Annotated in this window: 15 protein-coding genes and 1 pseudogene; 9 read left to right on the forward strand and 7 right to left on the reverse strand. The window is 35.9% G+C overall.

The window, feature by feature from the left end; all coding sequences use genetic code 11:
- Nucleotides 1-88: 88 nt before the first annotated feature.
- From tig to ACTF54_RS05780, 6 genes are all read right to left on the reverse strand, one after another.
- Nucleotides 89-1,420 (reverse strand): trigger factor, encoded by a 1,332-nt coding sequence (gene tig / locus ACTF54_RS05755; RefSeq protein ID WP_438968921.1) that lies wholly within the window; start codon nt 1,418-1,420, stop codon nt 89-91.
- A gap of 151 nt (nt 1,421-1,571) precedes the next feature.
- The gene (locus ACTF54_RS05760; RefSeq protein ID WP_438968922.1) at nt 1,572-1,919 is read right to left on the reverse strand and encodes a phage holin family protein; all 348 of its coding nucleotides are present in this window, start codon (nt 1,917-1,919) and stop codon (nt 1,572-1,574) included.
- 82 nt (nt 1,920-2,001) lie between these two features.
- Complete coding sequence (locus tag ACTF54_RS05765) at nt 2,002-3,684, reverse strand: SGNH/GDSL hydrolase family protein (protein ID WP_347196780.1); 1,683 nt, start codon at nt 3,682-3,684, stop codon at nt 2,002-2,004.
- 11 nt (nt 3,685-3,695) lie between these two features.
- The gene (locus ACTF54_RS05770) at nt 3,696-4,952 is read right to left on the reverse strand and encodes an OmpP1/FadL family transporter (RefSeq protein WP_347196779.1); all 1,257 of its coding nucleotides are present in this window, start codon (nt 4,950-4,952) and stop codon (nt 3,696-3,698) included.
- Nucleotides 4,953-5,055: 103 nt separating this feature from the next.
- Nucleotides 5,056-5,817 (reverse strand): alpha/beta fold hydrolase, encoded by a 762-nt coding sequence (locus ACTF54_RS05775; RefSeq protein WP_347196778.1) that lies wholly within the window; start codon nt 5,815-5,817, stop codon nt 5,056-5,058.
- On the reverse strand, nt 5,817-6,530 hold the full coding sequence (locus ACTF54_RS05780) for a pyridoxine 5'-phosphate synthase (protein ID WP_347196777.1): 714 nt from the start codon (nt 6,528-6,530) through the stop codon (nt 5,817-5,819). The genes ACTF54_RS05775 and ACTF54_RS05780 overlap by 1 nt, the downstream gene beginning before the upstream one ends.
- 84 nt (nt 6,531-6,614) lie before the next feature.
- Here ACTF54_RS05780 and ACTF54_RS05785 point away from each other — a divergent pair, with 84 nt between their 5' ends.
- From ACTF54_RS05785 to ACTF54_RS05820, 8 genes and pseudogenes are all read left to right on the forward strand, one after another.
- Nucleotides 6,615-7,271 (forward strand): CBS domain-containing protein, encoded by a 657-nt coding sequence (locus tag ACTF54_RS05785; protein WP_438968923.1) that lies wholly within the window; start codon nt 6,615-6,617, stop codon nt 7,269-7,271.
- Nucleotides 7,272-8,147, forward strand: a complete 876-nt coding sequence (locus tag ACTF54_RS05790) for an NAD kinase (protein ID WP_438968924.1) — start codon at nt 7,272-7,274, stop codon at nt 8,145-8,147. It abuts the gene before it with no gap.
- A 101-nt stretch (nt 8,148-8,248) separates the two neighbouring features.
- On the forward strand, nt 8,249-8,935 hold the full coding sequence (locus ACTF54_RS05795; protein ID WP_347196774.1) for a DUF6089 family protein: 687 nt from the start codon (nt 8,249-8,251) through the stop codon (nt 8,933-8,935).
- A 2-nt stretch (nt 8,936-8,937) separates the two neighbouring features.
- Nucleotides 8,938-9,672 (forward strand): isoprenyl transferase, encoded by a 735-nt coding sequence (locus ACTF54_RS05800; RefSeq protein WP_347196773.1) that lies wholly within the window; start codon nt 8,938-8,940, stop codon nt 9,670-9,672.
- 1 nt (nt 9,673) lies between these two features.
- Nucleotides 9,674-12,253 carry an outer membrane protein assembly factor BamA gene (bamA, locus tag ACTF54_RS05805; RefSeq protein WP_438968925.1) on the forward strand — a complete coding sequence of 860 codons (2,580 nt, stop codon included), beginning with the start codon at nt 9,674-9,676 and terminating at the stop codon, nt 12,251-12,253.
- A gap of 35 nt (nt 12,254-12,288) precedes the next feature.
- Entirely contained in the window at nt 12,289-13,185 is an 897-nt protein-coding gene (locus ACTF54_RS05810) for an OmpH family outer membrane protein (protein ID WP_438968926.1), read from the forward strand.
- 75 nt (nt 13,186-13,260) lie between these two features.
- Nucleotides 13,261-13,782: an OmpH family outer membrane protein gene (locus ACTF54_RS05815; protein ID WP_347196770.1), complete on the forward strand. Its 522-nt coding sequence runs from the start codon at nt 13,261-13,263 to the stop codon at nt 13,780-13,782.
- Between the two features lie 244 nt (nt 13,783-14,026).
- A pseudogene (locus ACTF54_RS05820) lies at nt 14,027-15,162 on the forward strand (IS256 family transposase); the annotation flags it as partial.
- A gap of 218 nt (nt 15,163-15,380) precedes the next feature.
- On the opposite strand, the gene ACTF54_RS05825 reads toward ACTF54_RS05820, so the two are convergent.
- On the reverse strand, nt 15,381-15,971 hold the full coding sequence (locus ACTF54_RS05825; protein ID WP_347196769.1) for a carboxymuconolactone decarboxylase family protein: 591 nt from the start codon (nt 15,969-15,971) through the stop codon (nt 15,381-15,383).
- Between the two features lie 121 nt (nt 15,972-16,092).
- Between ACTF54_RS05825 and recJ the strand changes: the two genes are divergently transcribed.
- Nucleotides 16,093-17,790 (forward strand): single-stranded-DNA-specific exonuclease RecJ, encoded by a 1,698-nt coding sequence (gene recJ, locus ACTF54_RS05830; protein ID WP_438968927.1) that lies wholly within the window; start codon nt 16,093-16,095, stop codon nt 17,788-17,790.
- Nucleotide 17,791 lies beyond the last annotated feature (1 nt).

Consider the following 17,791-nt stretch of genomic DNA (forward strand, 5'->3'; position numbering starts at 1 on the left):
TAATAATACTAGGTGTAAGATAAAAAAGGCGTTAACTATTTGATAAAAGTCAACGCCTAAAGATATGAATTATTGATAGGTTTGAACTTTATTGTGGCTTGTAAGCTTCTTCAATAAATTGTTCGTATGTCAATTCTTTTTTCTTAAGCTTTGCGTTCTCTTTGAAAAACTTCAACATTTTTTCATTTTGAAGTTGCTCACTCATGCGTTTTACTTCATCTTGATTGCTCATGATACGTGCTACAACTTGATCTACTTCTTCATCAGTAGCATCCATGTGACCGTATTGTGCCATTTGCTGACGTATCATGGTGCGAGAATAATCTTGAAGATCTTCAAACTTTAGTTGTAGTTCTTCATTATTCTTTACAATATTAGATTCAATCAATTGGTATCTTAAACCTTTTTCAGAACGGTTATACTCTTCTGCAGCTTCTTCTTCTGTAAATTGATTCTCACCATTATTTGCGATCCATCTTTTAAGGAAGTCTGCTGGTAGATCAAATTTAGTATTTTCAATTAGAGACTCTGTAATGTCAGTCAATAATTTTTGATCTGTTTGCTGTGCAAATTGCTTTGCAGCATCTTCACGCAGTTTTTCTCTTAATTCGTCTTCACTTTTTACAGTATCTGGACCGAAAAGTTTATCGTAGAATTCTTGATTCAATTCTGCTTTTTCTCTTTCATTCACCTCAGTGATTTCAAAAGTTACATCCACTTTAAGTCCATCAGCTTTTGCAGAATCTAACTTTAAGAAAGTAGCAAGATCTTGATCATTTTCAAAAAGACCTTTTGTCTTCAATTCTAAAGTGTCTCCTACTTTTGCATCGATAAACTTCTTAAGGTTAGTTTTTCCTTTGATTTTTGATGTAGAGAAAGTCGCGTCTGCATTGATTTCTTCTTCATCGTTTCTGAAAACACCAGTTACTTCATTACCTTCTGCAACTTCTTTCTTTGCGATTAATTTTCCGTAGTTTTCACGTATGCGATCGATCTGATTGTTGATAGTTTTATCATCAGTTTTGATCTCGTACTGTGTAATGGCTTTCTTACCTTTTACGTCTACTTCAAATTCTGGTGCAAGTCCTACTTCAAATTCAAAAGTAAACTCTTCATTTTCCCAATTAATGTTGTCCTGACTCTTAGGAAGTGGATTTCCTAGAAGGTTCAAATTTTCACTAGTGATATATTTATTAAGCTCTGCTTGAATCAATTTATTGATCTCTTCCACTAATACTGGTACACGGTACTTTTTATTTATAAGGCTTACAGGTATGTGTCCTTTTCTAAAACCTGGAATATTTGCTGTTTTGCGATAATTTGCAAGAACATTTTCTACTTGATGATGGTAATCTGCTTTTTCAACTTCTAATGTAATTGTTGCGTTAAGCGCGTCTGAGTCAGTACGTTTTATGTTCATTTAAAGACTTTTATATGCTGTTAAATTTGGGGTGCAAAATTAGCGTTTATTTACTTGCTATCAAAGCGTTTAATATCGCTTTGGGAATTAGGTAGTTCAGCTCTTAGAACTACTTATCTGTTTCTTATGCAGCTGTTTGTTGAAGATTCAATTAATTATTCTCTTTATCTAACATTTTAAATAAAATGGAACGTGCTAAAGCTAGAAGTAATGAAAACATAAATGGCCAAAAGAAACCTTCTACTTCAAATCCACCTACTAACCAATCAGCTAGATAAATAATAATTACATTAATGACGAGTAGGAATAACCCTAAGCTTACAATGGTAACAGGTAGTGTAAGTATGACAAGAATAGGTTTTACAATAAAGTTTAAAAAAGATAAGGAAAGTGCCACCAGAATAGCACTTAGATAACCTGTTGTTTCAATACCTGGAAGTATCTCTGATAAGCCCATGACTAGAGCTGCGGTGATAAGTAGTTTAACAATAAATTTCATAAGGGTATTTTTTGTAAAAATAAAAAATCTGCTGTTGATCAAATCAACAGCAGATTATATTTAATTCAAGTAATAAAAAGAGTTACTGAACTTGATCACTTAATTGGATCGTAGAATATGCGCCTATGTCTACTTTTGGCAAGGTAGAACCATATTTAGCATTTATAGCATCGATTATTGTGTTTGCAGTAAATGCATAACCTCTAGCTGTAGGATGTACTCCATCTAAAGAGAATCCACCACCAGTTGCATAAGTAGAAGTTAAAACACCACCGTTAAAAGCAACACCTGTAGAGGCTACTTGAGCAAGTGCAGCACGTGCGTCCACAAAGGCAAGATCGTTTGCTAGAGCAAGTCCTTCTATAGTCGCGTTATATGCAGTTTGTGCAGTTGTTACCGCAGCTTGTTCATCTTCATCTAGTACAAACTGATCACCTAAAGGAAAAGTGACACCATTTGCAGTAAGAGCACCAGCTAATTCTACTGGTAATCCAGCACCTGTTAAGGTTCCAAAGAGTTGCTGATTGTTCCCGCCTAGTAATGGCGCCGCTGTAAAAGTTATTAGATCACTTGGTGTTGCTTGACGGATTTGACCAAATTGAGGAGCCAAAATTTGCGCTAATCCAGTAGCTTGAGCAGCAGTCAGTGTCAAATTGAAAGAGGCACCAATACCTTGAACTAATGGAACTAATGCATTAACAAAATTTGGGTTTTGTGATAAATCAGCTAAGTCCAAATCTCTAACGACAAGTCCACTAGCACCAGTTGTAGAAAAAGAAATTTGACGACCTGGCTGACCGAAGGCTGTAAATATTTGATTCAGGCCGCCGTAAACCTGATTAAGTAATGGTATTTGTGGACCGAAAGTTGGGTCTGCTGGGCTAAGAGCTTGTGATGGCACAGTTGTAAAGAAAGGTATCGAAGTAACATCTGGTATGTTAACTAAAACTCCTTTCGCTCCGTTTGCAGTAAGTCCGGCAACGAGTTGTTGGTACACTCCAGCAAATACATTGTTGTTAGTAATATCACTAGAACTATAACTCGATGGTGTTATATTGTTGGTCACGTTGTGGTCCAATGCTTGAGTTGTTTCTCCAGTCAAAGGGTTAGTAAAAGTCCCACCATTAGTTGCGTAGCCTAAAATGTCATTGTTTCCTATCCATAGAGTGAAGAATGTTCCATTTGCTGCCGCAGCATCTGCTATTATAGTAGACGATTCAGAGCTTGAAAATCTAGCATAGTATGGATTTGCAGTTCCTGTTGCAACACCAGATAGTGCGCCGTAACCTGGAGCTGCAAGATGAAATACTTTTGCCCCTGGCACACCAAAGTTATTTAATGGTCCAGTTACCTTGTTAGTAATGTCAGTTGTAGGAGCTGCGCCAGTAAATACTGCAGGTCCAGCAGGATTACCCATTCCGTCTGATGCAAGCACAAAGCGGTTAGGTAATATTTGAAAACCAGCTGCTAGTAATCCACCAGTATTATCATTTACTAGCGGTTGGTTAAATTCACCACCACCAGCAAATTGCATCTGACCTGCGATTATATTGGGAAATGAATTTTGTTGACCGCTCAAATAAAGTGCTCCATCTGCATAACCAGCGGTTAGAGAGTTACCTACAGTTACGTATTTTGAAAAATCTGCTTCTCCAGATGTGTACGTGCCGCCATCTTCAATAGGATTGTCAAAGTCTTCATCACAACTTACTATTGCTGCACTGGCAATAAAAAGGGCGATTAATTTTATATTTAAGTTTTTCATGATTTTATTTTTTACATGCTATAAGTTATACCTAGACCAGCAATAAAAGCTGATGACTTGTAAGTTCCTTCAAAAGGAGCTGGAACAGGAGAACCTGTATCAAAGTAAAAGTCATAAGATTCTGTTACTTCTCTAAACTTTAAGAAAAGGAAAGAGGTGTCAATAGATAATTTAGGTGTTGCTTGAAAAGAAAGTCCAAAAGTATAACCATCAGAATCATTACGTGGAGTTTCTGGGGCAAAAAATCCAGACTGTACTGGAGACTCATCAAAGTAATATCCAGCTCTTACTGTTAACTTATCAGTCGCTGCATATTGTGCACCAAATCTGTAAGTAGAAGCATCTTTATAGTTTCTAGGATTAATAGAGGTTGCACCGTTACCAAATTCAAGATCTAAACTATTGTACTCACTCCATAGAGCTCTATTGTAATCAAAAGCTAGTAATAACTTATCGTTAAACATCTTATAACTTACACCAAGCGTAAGTTCTGCCGGTAGTGGTAAAGTTGCAGTAAAACTGGTCTCACCGTTTGCTGGTGTTAGTGTACTATTTGGGAAGTTAGAGAATGTTGCTGTTCCTTCTGTACTGTCTATGTTAATTAAAGAGCGATAATTAAAACCCAATGAAAAGCGATCTGTCGGTGTAAACATTAGACCTGCTGTCCATCCCCATGAAGTAACACCAGAATCTTCAATGCCTATATTAGATCTATTTCCTTCTTCATCTGTAAGAGTTCTACTTGCGTTTCTATTAAATGATACGCCACCTATTGCTAGGATAGGACCACCACCTATACTTACACTATCAAATAATTGATAAGATAAAGTAGGTTGAATAAAAATAGCGCTTAATTCAATCTCATTTACTAGGTGAGAACCAGACCAGTCTGTAGGCCAGGTTACATTACTACCATATGGTGTGTAAACTCCTAATCCTACTGAAAAATCTTCAGTAACTTTATAAGTAGCATAAAGATAAAGAGGCGTACCTGTTGGGCTATCGGTTTCAGATGTAGTACCGAATTCTTGGTTTTGAAATTTTACATCAGAAAATACACCGAATCCACCAGCACTGATGTTTAGTTTATTTTCTAAATGAACTATACCAGCTGGGTTAAAGAATAGGATGTCAGCACTATTAACGACGGCAACACCTGTGTGTCCCATTGCTAACTGTTTGTTACTTTGTGTACTAACACGATATCCACCTGCAAAAGCAAATGTAGATATCAAACAAAGTACAACAAAAACTTTTATTTTGTTCATAATCAAAGGTTTGTAGTATATATTGAATTTATATGTGTCAAATTTAATATTTAATTAATATTACGCAAGCGTTTTCGTTGTTATTATGCTTGCATAATAACTTTTATTTTAAGAATTCCATAACAAATGTGAAGAATTCTTGCGGTTTCTCTGCATGCAACCAATGTCCAGCATCACTGATGGTTTTTAATTCCGCTTTCGCGAAAGCGTGATCAATTAACATTTTATCGCTGTCCAAAATATAACCAGATCTTCCACCTCTTATAAATAAAGCAGGAGTTTTAATAGTGTTAGACAAAGGTTGATGAATGCCTACTTTATTTTGAGCAGCTCCTAAAACTTCTAAATTAAACCGCCATCCGTACCTGTTTTTATCTACTCTATAGAGACTCTTTAATAAAAACTGACGCGTGCCAAAGTCGGGAATGACTTTTCCTAGCATTTCATCGGCATCACTGCGTGATTTAATAAGATCAAAATTTAAACTTCTTAATCCATTAATGATATCACTATGATGTGGCGCATATTCTTTAGGAGCAATGTCTGTAATAATTATCTTATTCAAGTAACTTTCATGTAGTTCAGCAAATTTCATTGCTACTTTCCCACCCATACTATGACCTAAAAGGATGATGTCTTGAAGGTTGTGTTTATCGCAATAATCCTTGACATCTTGTGCCATGATTTCATAGTTAAAATCATTGCTATGCAAGCTGCGACCATGATTGCGCTGATCAATTAGATGCACTTGATAGCCGTTTTCACTCCACTGACGACCTAGTGTTTTCCAGTTGTCTGCCATTCCTAAAAATCCATGAAGGATTAAAAACGGTTGTCCTTCTCCTAAAATAATTGAATGTAACATTATGCAAGTCTCGCTTTATACATGTTTACTACATTTTCAAGTCCTAGATAAAGACTTTCTGCAATTAAAGCATGTCCAATGGATACCTCTATTAAATCAGGTAATTGTTCATTAAAAAACTTGATATTCTCTAATGAAAGATCGTGTCCAGCGTTAATGCCAATACCTAACTCTGTAGCCTTATTTGCAGCTTTAATATATGGGGCGATAGCTTTTTCTTTATCTTGTAGATAGAGCCGTGCAAAATCTTCAGTGTATAACTCAATACGGTCGACACCGGTTTGTGCTGCGCCTTCAATCATACTTACCACTGGATCAACAAAAATACTAGTACGTATTCCTTGATCTTTGAAATGCTTTACTATATCTGTAAGAAAATTTTTGTGTTTAATGGTATCCCATCCTGCATTTGAAGTGAGCGCATCTGGTCCATCTGGAACTAAAGTTACTTGTGCTGGTTGTACTTCATCAACTAAATTGATAAAACTCTCAATAGGGTTTCCTTCAATATTAAGTTCTGTTTGCACCACTTTTTTTAAGTCTCTTGCATCTTGATATTTAATATGACGCTCATCTGGTCTAGGATGAATAGTGATCCCTTGTGCACCAAACCTTTCTAGATCTAACGCTACTTTAACTAGATTAGGCACATCGCCGCCTCTAGAGTTGCGTAACGTTGCTATTTTATTGACATTTACACTTAAAATTGCCATAGTTCTTTTTATTTCCAAAAATACGAAGGATTACAACAGACCCATAAGTGAAGAATTGATTAATTTGCAATAAACTTTGTTCTCATGAATATAGATCAATATATTATTAATGATGTAAAGCCTTTAGATAAGCATTCACAAATGTCTAAAGCGCAAGCTATATTCTCTCAATTGACCTATTCTCATCTTCCTATAGTACAGGAAGGCGTCTATTTAGGTTGCTTGTCAGAAAATGATGCGCATTGTTTTGAATCTAATCAGACTCTAGAAGAAGTTAAATACTCTTTTACTGCTTTTCATGTAAAAGAAGATACTCACTGGCTTGATATTTTAGAGGCGTTTGCTCAACACCAGTGCAATATCATGCCAGTTTTAAATCAGGATAATGATTACTTAGGATATTTAGAACTCAAAGATATAATGGAGTTTTTCAACGATACTCCATTTATGTATGAATCAGGTGCTGTTGTGGTTGTGCAAAAAGGATCAACAGATTATAGTTTTAGTGAAATTGCACAAATAGTAGAGTCTAATGATTCTAAAGTATTTGGTTGTTTTGTAAGTTCTTACAAGGATCACATGTCTGAAATTACCCTTAAATTAAGTCCTCAAAACCTTAATCGTGTGCTTCAGACTTTCAGAAGATATAGTTATGAAATAGTAAGCGCGGCAGAAGAGGATTCTTTTCTTGATACTCTTAAAGAGCGTTCAGATTATTTGAACAAATACCTAAATATCTAGATGAAAAAAGTTGCTATATATGGTCGCTACCTGCACGATGATACGGTTTCTACATGTGAGGAATTAATAAGGTTGCTAAAGCAAAAAAACTGTGAAGTTCTTGTAGAATCAGATTTCCATACTTTACTGATAGGTAATGATATTGCTCAAGATCTTCAGTCTTTTGAAATGTTAGACGAGTCTTATGATATATTAATAAGTATAGGAGGTGATGGTACCGTTCTTAGAGCTGTTGCTTATATAGGTAATGTAGATATTCCTGTTATTGGGATCAATACAGGAAGGTTAGGCTTTTTAGCTATGCTGCATAAAGACCATCTCGTTAACGCTGTAGAAGCTTTATACAGAGGCTCTTACTCGTTAAGTAAACGTACACTCATAACCTTGACATCTTCTCATGAAGAAAACCATCCTGAGCCTCATAATTTTGCACTTAATGAAGTTACAGTAAGTAGGATGAATACTACTAGTATGATTCAAATTGAAACCAAACTAAATCAAGAATTATTGACGGTTTATTGGGCAGATGGCTTAATTATATCAACGCCTACGGGATCAACCGGTTATAGTTTAAGCTGTGGAGGTCCTGTAATTTCACCAGATACAGATGCTTTTGTTATTACTCCTATCGCGCCTCATAATTTAAATGCAAGACCTTTAGTAATTCCTGATAACACAGAAATTACGATAAAAGTAAGTGGTAGAGAAGACCAGTTTTTAGCATCGTTAGATAATCGTATTGCCTCCTTTCCTAATGAAGCAGTTTTAACACTTAGAAAGTCCAACTTTACCATTGACTTGATAGAACTAAAAGATCAAAGTTTCATCAAAACTTTAAGAGAAAAACTTTTGTGGGGAGAAGATAAACGCAATTAAGCAATAAAATTACCCATTCCATGTTTTCAATATTAGAATCCAGCATGTAAACCTCATGCTGGGTAAAGAGAATTGTTATATTTGCACGTTTTAAAAAATCCATGCGGTCATTATTTATTTTTATTATTTTTTTCAGTTTCGCTTTCGCGAAAGCGCAAACCTATGAAGTTGGTCTTTTTGCAGGGACATCAAATGTAATAGGTGATGTAGGAAGCACACAGTATATCCAGATTTCTGATGGTGCTATAGGAGCAATGTTCAAATGGAATCGCAGTTCTAGACACAGTTTTAGAGCGAGCATCATATCTGCAAACATGATAGGAGATGATAACGATAGTGACGATATCTCTCGAGATTTACGTGGATTAAAATATAATTACTCTCTTTTAGAAGCAAGTGTAGGAATTGAGTATACATTTTGGGATTGGGAATTATATTCTGGTAAGCCTCAGCTCGTCCCTTATTTATATACCGGTTTAACCGCCTTTCAATACAGTTCGTTTGCACTAAATAACACAAATGAGTTGGAAGAGTATGATAAATCAATCGATATTGCGATCCCAATTGTATTAGGAGTAAAGACTAACATCACGCCTAAACTGATTCTCGCTGCAGAGATAGGCGCTCGATATACCTTTACCGATAATTTAGATGGAAGTAATCCAGATGGCGATATGGATTTTGACAGTTTGAAATTTGGTAATATCAATAACAATGACTGGTATGTATTTAGTGGTGTGACACTTACATATACCTTTGGTCGTAAACCTTGTTATTGTAACTTTTAATTATGGTATTAGAACTACTCGATCCAACTAAAATTCCTAAGCACATAGCAATTATCATGGATGGTAATGGCAGGTGGGCAAAGAAACAAGGTTTGATGAGAGTGCGAGGTCATGAAAAAGGTGCAAAAGCAATCCGTCAAACGGTTGAGGTTTGTGGAGAATTAGGAGTAGAGAATATTACTCTTTATGCTTTTAGCACAGAGAATTGGAATAGACCTAAGCTAGAAGTCGATACTTTAATGAAACTACTGGTTTCCAGTCTTAAGAAAGAACTCTCTACGCTACAAGAAAATAACGTTTCTCTTAAAGCAATAGGTCGATTAGATTTATTACCTGAAAAAGCACAAAAAGAACTATCAGAAGTCATAGAGCTTACAAAGGATAATGGTAAAATGAACCTTACTCTAGCATTAAGTTATGGGTCTAGAGAAGAGCTAATTTCAGTTGTTAAAAGTGTGTCCAGTCAGGTTAAAGAAGGTACGTTAGATATAGATCAAATTGATACTGATGTCATCAGTAAACATCTATATACTAGCTATATGCCTGATGTGGATTTATTGATACGTACCAGTGGAGAACAACGCATTAGCAATTTCCTTTTATGGCAAATCGCTTATGCCGAATTATATTTTACAAAAGTGCTGTGGCCAGATTTCAGAAAAGAACATCTGGTAGAAGCGATACATAATTATCAAGATAGAGAAAGAAGGTTTGGTAAAACAAGTGAACAATTATAGAATGACAAAAAAGTTAGCAAACTTGCTACTATTTGTATTGTGCTTATCATTAAGTACGGCAATATATGCTCAAGAAAAAAGAAGCGACCTTGCAATAGGAGATGCTACCAAATATAAACTAGGTGAGATTACCGTTACAGGAAGTCAAACCTATAATGAAAATACCGTAATAGCATTTACTGGACTGCGCAAAGGAGAAGAGGTATTTGTTCCTGGAGAAAGAATTAGTCAGGTAGTGAAGAAAATGTGGGACCTAAAGTTATTTAGCGACATTAGAATATTTGCTACAGATATCATAGGAGACCCTAACGATGATATTATCGATACAATAAATCTAGAAATTAACATCATTGAGGTTCCTAACCTTAACGATGTTACTATAGAAGGGTTACGTAAAGGTCAGATTAAGGATCTTAAAGAAGAATTACAACTTACTAGAGGTCGTAAAGCTACTGAGAATCTGGTCACCACTACGAGATCATTTATTGAAGATAAGTATAGGAAAAAAGGATTTCTTTATGCAGATGCAAAGGTAAAGACGCGCACGATTCCAGATACCACTGGAAAGAATATCGTGAATATGAAAATTGATATTGATAAGGGTAAAAAGGTTAAAATTTCCACTATAACGTTCGATGGTAATGAAAAACTTAGTGATAAACAATTAAGAGGCGCTATGTCTAACACTAAGGAAAAAGTATTTTACAGGCTTTTCAAAAGATCTAAATATATAGAAGAAGATTTTCAGCAAGATTTAGTTTCTATTGTAGATAAATATAAAGAAAGTGGATATCGCGATGCCCGTGTAATTTCTGACACCTTAACAAAAATAAGCGACAAAACAATTGCATTAAACATTAAGGTAGAAGAAGGAAAGAAATATTATTTTGGAGACATTAAGTTTGTAGGAAATACTGTCTACACAGATGATCAGTTAAAACGATTAATCAAAGTAGAAAAAGGAGATGTCTATAATGGTGTTGCATTTGATGAACGAATAAGCAATCCACAAGATCCAGATTCTGACGATTTAACTAACCTATATCAAAATAGCGGTTATCTTTTTTCAAACGTAAACGCTGTAGAAACTCGAGTAGAGAATGATACGATAGATTTTGAAATTAGAATTGTAGAAGGAAAAGAAGCATATTTCAATAATGTAACGGTAAGTGGTAATACTAGAACAAATGACCACGTGATTTATAGAGCAATAAGAACGTCACCAGGTGAAAAGTATTCTCGTCAGAAGATTATTAACTCTATACGTGAAGTAGGTCAATTGGGATTCTTTGATGCACAAAAGATTAATCCACAATTAAAGAATGTAAATCAGGAAGAAGGAACAGTAGATGTAGATTATGAACTTGTTGAAGCAGGTGCTAGTCAGATAGAATTACAAGGTGGATACGGTGGTGGTGGATTTGTAGGAACCTTAGGATTGCGATTTAACAACTTCTCTCTACGCAATTTATTCAATGGTGAAGCCTATCAGCCAGTTCCTATGGGAGATGGACAAACTCTTGCAGTAAGAGCACAAGCTAGTACTATTTTTAGAACCTATAGTTTAAACTTTACAGAACCTTGGTTAGGTGGTAAAAAACCAGTTTCTTTTAACGTGTCCTTTTCACATAGTGAACAATTCCGTGTGAATCAGCAAAACTTTAGAGAAGTTGATAGAAATCAACGTTTTCTTATTACCGGTGGAACTATAGGAATCGCAAAAAGATTGGAATGGCCAGATCAATATTTTCAGTTTTCTCAGGCGATCTCTTTTCAGCATTATAATTTAAAAAACTTTCAAAGTCAATTGTTCAATTTCCCTAATGGTTTTTCCAATAACTTAGCATATACTATAGGTTTAAGTCGTAATAACGTAGGTGTTAATCCTATTTTTCCTACTTATGGATCCTCTTTTTCACTTACTGCAAAAATGACCTTGCCGTATTCCTTATGGAATGGAGTTGATTATGAAAATATCGAAGACAATCCAGAATTTCAAACTAACGGTATTGCAGATCCAGGAAAAATCGATCAAGAACGTTTTAAATTCTTAGAATTTTATAAAGTTAAATTTGAAGGAACTTGGTATACACAGCTTTATGAAAAATTAATTTTACAAACTAAAACAGAATTTGGTTTCTTAGGTGCATATAATAACGATAGAGGACTCGTTCCTTTTGAGCGATTTTTTGTAGGAGGAGATGGATTAGGAGCGTTTTCTCTAGATGGTCGTGACATTATTAGAATGCGTGGTTATGATAACAGTGCTTTAACAACTAGTAATGATGGTGATACCGTTTATAATAAATATTCTTTAGAATTGCGTTACCCTATTTCCTTAGAGCAAGCCGCGTCTATCTATGTGCTTACATTTGCAGAAGCAGCAGGTTCTTACGATCGCTTTAGAAATTACAATCCATTTGAAGTTCAGCGATCTGCTGGAGCGGGATTACGTATATTTATGCCAGCATTTGGTCTTCTAGGTGTTGACTTTGGTTATGGATTTGATGCAGTTCCTAATGCTCCAACACAAGATCCTAGCGGTTGGAACGTTCACTTTATAATAGGCCAGCAGTTTTAATCATGGCATGATTATTTCAATAAACAAATAGACTTATGAAAAATAAGATTTTAGTTATCGGTATCGTTTCCTTTTTTAGTTTCGCTTTCGCGAAAGCGCAAAGAGGTATTAAAGTAGGCTATGTGAATATGGAGTACATTCTAGAGAGTGTGCCAGAGTATCAAGAAGCTTCCAGGCAATTAGACCAGAAAATGCAAAAATGGAAGCAAGAGATTGATCAAATGGGAAATGAAATTTCTCAAATGAAAGCATCTCTTCAAAATGAAAAAGTATTGCTTACTAAAGAGCTAATTGAAGAGAAAGAAGAGGACATTGCACTAAAGCAACAAGAACTTTCAGAATATCAACAAAAACGTTTTGGTCCACAAGGAGATTTTCTATTACAAAAACAGCAGTTAATACAGCCAGTACAGGATCAAGTTTTTAATGAAATTCAGAAAATAGGAAATCAAAAGAAATACGATTTATTAGTTGATAGTTCTGAAGCAGCACTTTTGTACAGCGCAGATCGCCATGATTTAAGTGATCAAGTACTTAGAGCGATAGGTAGAACAGGAAAAAGAAAAGCGGCAGAAGATAAACGATCCAACCAGGAAATGGAGAAGGACGAGCCTTATTTATCAGTAATAGAGGCAGAGAAGAAAGAAGAAAAAGAGCAAGCTAAAGAGGATAGGAAAGAAAAGATTCAAATGGCAATCTCTGAACGCGATGCTGCTCGTAATGAACAAAAGAGACTGCGAGACTCTGCAAGAGCTGCAAAAGCTGCCGCTTATAAAGCGCGTAGAGATAAGATGATGGCAGACCGTCAACGTAAAAGAGATAGTATAAAAGCGGTAAGAGAGGAAGCCAGAGCAAAGAAACAAGCAGAAATCGAGGCTAGAAAAGCTGAGAGAGAAAAAGATAACAAGAAAACATCACCTAGTGGAGAATAATATAGGAACTCCTTATATTTGCAACCGCTTGTATAGAGCTGTATAAACAAAAAATTGATAACAATTAATATAAAAATGAAACAAGTAAAAACCTTAATAGCAGCAGTTGCATTGATCTTTGCAGGTATTAACCTAGGTCATGCACAGGCGCAACCTACTAAAATATGTCACGTAGCTTCTCAAGAGCTAGTAGAATCTATGCCTAGCGCAATCGCGGCAGATAAGCAGTTGAGAAATCTTGCAAAAACTTATGAAACTAAGTTAAGTGCAATGGATAAAGAATTGAAGACGAGATATCAAACTGCTCAAGAAGCGGCACCACAAAGAACTCAGGAAGAAAATGAAAGAGTTCTTGCAGAGCTTGCTGAAGGACAGAAAAAATTAGAAGAGTATTACCAAAATTCTCAAAAAGCAATGGGTCAAAAAAGAACAGATCTTTTAAAGCCTTTATATAAGCAGGTAAGAGAGTCTATTTTTAAAGTAGCTCGTGCAAAAGGGTTTGATTATGTTCTAGATTCTACAACAGGTACTGGTATCATCATGGCAGACGGTTATGATCTTACTAATGATGTAAAAGCAGATCTAGGTATTAAATAATTGAACTAGTATCAAGCAAAAAAGCCGCTAAAACAAAGTTTTAGCGGCTTTTTTTATTTTAAAGACCTTTCTGCCTATTGTTGAGCATCTTATATGCGTTAAAAATATCCTGTAATTGTATAGTCCTAAATAACGGATACAGATTATTAAATGCGGTAGTATCTCACTAACTATGTGAGTAGTTAAAGTAGGCTTGGGTGATAACCTAAGCCTTTTTTATTTTTACACAGACATGAACAAATAAGATTTATTCAAGGACGATTTTTTAAATCAGCTCAAAACGTGAGATGAACTCACTGATTTTTTAAAGTAAGTTCAAAAGCGAGGTATTGAAAAAATGCTAAAAGGCTAGCTTGATGCTCACTTAGACTATTCAAACACATGAAAAAAAGTCCAACTTACAATAAACGTAACGGATACAGCAGTAAAAAGCTCAGAACCAGCTTTGGCGAGTCGGAGATTAAGGTGCGTAGAGACCGTGATGCCTTATTCATTCCCATGCTTGTTCCCAAACGCACCAGTATGGTAGATGGTATCGAAAATGTGATTATATCTTTGTATGGCAAAGGAATGAGCAATAGCGATATCAAGGAGCAGATAAGAGAGGTATACAACTTTGATATATCGACAACTACCATATCTCGTATTATTGACCGTATCAACAATAAAATTGTCGCATGGCAAAATAGACCATTAGAGCCAGTTTATTTAATTGTCTGGATGGATGGAATCGTTTTTAAGGTGCGTGAGAAGTCTAAGATGATTAATAAAGCCGTTTATATCGCCGTAGGACTTGGTAGAGACGGTAAAAAAGAAGTCTTATGTCCTGTGGTTAGGTAAAATTGAGTCTGCTGCCTTTTGGATGAGGGTACTTACTGATATGAGAGCTCGTGGTGTAGAAGATCTTTTAGTCACAGCTACAGATAATCTCAACGGCTATACAGAAACCATTAAAAACGTATTCCCAGAGTCTAAAACTCAAATTTGCGTGGTTCATCAAATTAGAAATGCTTGCAGGTATGTGGTATGAAAGTATAAAAAAGCCTTTATCGCAGATATGAAACAAATCTACAACGCGCCTACAAAACAAGCCGCAAAAGCTGCTCTAAAAAGCTTTGCAGATAAATGGGAAGACAAGTACTCTTACGCTGTGAACAGATGCTACGACAACTGGAAAAACCTTGTCGTTCTCTTTGAGTTCCCTTTAGAAGTCAGAAAATACACTAAAAACAAATTATCATTCCCAACTGATGATGTCGTTATGAAATCTGTATATTTGGCAGTAAGGGAAGCGACCAAAAATGGTCTATGCCCATGAGAAACTGGAGTATTGTACTCTATCATTTGCTGACCATTTATAAAAAAAGGATTCAACTATAAGTTAATTTAAAGTCAAACCCAAGCTGTTTTAACTTACACACTTTACGGGATAGTGTGATTATAATATTTGTCACGTCTTGCGCAGTCGAGACTGTTTATATATTTAATAGTTTTCGACTACGCTCAAACTAGCCTATCAACTCTTCATTTCTTATTCCATTGATTAAAAAGTAATTCCCATTTTTCTTAGATCGAATTCACGTTTAATTATAAAACTGTTACACGTGCTTCCCTACCTCAAAACCATGTTTACCTAAATGTTGATTTCCGCTTTGAATTGCATCGCCTTCTAAGGTGGTTCCCATAGAGTCGTTCCAGCGGTTTAAGTAACCAAAAAGCGATATCACACCTAGCATTTCTACTATCTCTCCTTCATTCCAGTGCTCATGTAAACGTTTTTGAATCGATGTATCGACAGCGTTAGGAACCTGACTTGCAGCTAATGAAAAATCGAGGGCAGCACGTTCAGCTTCATTAAAAGCAGGATGTGTGCGGTATTCCCAAATGTTGTCCAGTTGTTCTTGTTCTGCCCCATAACGCTCTGCGGCTCTGATCGCATGTGCTTGACAATAACGGCAGCCTGTCGCGTTGCTAGAAACCCAAGCCATCATTCTTTTTAAGGCACTGGTCACGCGACCTTCGTTTGCCATAACCGCTTTGTTTAAATTGATAAAAGCTTTTGATATCGCTGGACGTCGCTGCATGGTAAGTACAGAATTAGGACAAAAGCCTAATGTTTCATTGAAAAAAGCTGCAAGTTCTGCTGTTTCTGGATCGTGGCTAGCGTCTAATGGTGTTACTAATGGCATATTTTGGGTTTAAAAATGGATGATTTAAATTTAGACTTTAAAAGTAACAGATTTATCATGGATATAAGGTTAGCTTTTCGATTCTTGCACACAGACTGATTTTACATCTTATCTTTACACCATGCGCTGGACATTAAAACCTTTACCAGATTCTCAAAAACAAGAACAACTTTCTCAAGAGCTGGGAATTGATCCTTTTCTTGCTGGATTATTAGTGCAACGTGGCGTGGACGCTTTCGCGAAAGCGAGATCATTTTTCAGACCCAACCTAGAGGAATTGCACGATCCGTTCCTTATGAAGGACATGGATCTAGCTGTAAAACGTATTCAAAAAGCGGTAGGGAATAACGAGAATATCCTCGTTTATGGAGATTATGATGTAGATGGTACGACCAGTGTAGCGCTTATGTCTACCTTCTTAGAAAGTTTTTATGATCGTGTTTCTACTTATATTCCTGATCGTTATGATGAAGGTTACGGAGTAAGTTTTAAAGGAATTGATTTTGCAGCAGACAATGATTTTTCATTAATTATCGCATTAGATTGCGGTGTGAAAGCAGTGGATAAAGTCGCTTATGCAAATGAAAAAGGAATCGATTTTGTCATTTGTGATCATCACCGACCTGGTAAAGAATTGCCAGATGCCATAGCGGTTCTCGATCCTAAACGCGACGATTGTTCTTATCCTTATGATGAATTGTGCGGCTGCGGTGTAGGTTTTAAATTATGTCAAGCATTAACAATAGCAAACGATTGGGAATTTGAAATATTGATTCCATATTTAGATTTAGTCGCGACTGCAATAGGCGCAGATATTGTCCCAATGACTGGAGAGAATAGAATTCTAGCCTATCACGGTTTAAACGTAATAAATACCTGTCCACGAGCTGGATTTGAGGCAATTATTTCTAATTTGAATAAAACAAAACTTACCATTACAGATGTTGTTTTTATTATCGCGCCACGTATTAACGCAGCTGGAAGAATGAAACACGGACTGCATGCAGTAGAATTATTGACTGAAACAGATCTGGAAAAGGCTAAAGAGTTTGCCGCTTCTATAGAGAATTATAATTCTGACAGGCGAGAACTGGATCGATCTATCACAGAAGAAGCGCTGGAACAAATCATTTCTAATAAAGAAGAGGATAATTTTACCAGTGTTGTTTTTGATCCCAACTGGCATAAAGGTGTGATAGGAATCGTAGCTTCTAGATTGACTGAAACCTATTACAGACCGACGCTAGTATTTTGTAAGTCTGGTGATAAACTTGCCGCTAGCGCTAGAAGTGTACGCGGTTATGATGTTTATAATGCGCTAGAACAGTGTGCAGATTTTATAGAACAATTCGGTGGTCATAAATATGCCGCAGGATTAACTTTACTTCCCGAAAATTATAAAAAATTCAAAGCTCGTTTTGAAGAAGTGGTTTGTGCAACTATTGAGAACAAACACCTGACACCAGAGATTCATATCGACTCTAAATTACCGTTAGAGCATATTACTCCTAAGTTTTATCGCATACTTCAACAAATGGCGCCTTTTGGCCCAGGAAATATGACGCCTATTTTTATGACAGAAAATGTAGTGGATACAGGTTATGGAAAATGTGTCGGTAAAAATGAAGACCACCTTAAAATAAAGGTGGCTTCAACAACATCTAATAAAAATGCTTTTAACGCTATAGGATTTAATCTAGGAAGTAAGTCTGATCAGATTACCGATGGTAAAAAGTTTCATATTGCCTATTCTATAGATGAAAATGAATGGCAGGGCAATGTAACTCTTCAATTAAGATTGAGAGATATAATATCTTAAT

This window comes from Nonlabens sp. (assembly GCF_965657255.1).
In the GTDB taxonomy this organism is placed as follows: domain Bacteria; phylum Bacteroidota; class Bacteroidia; order Flavobacteriales; family Flavobacteriaceae; genus Nonlabens.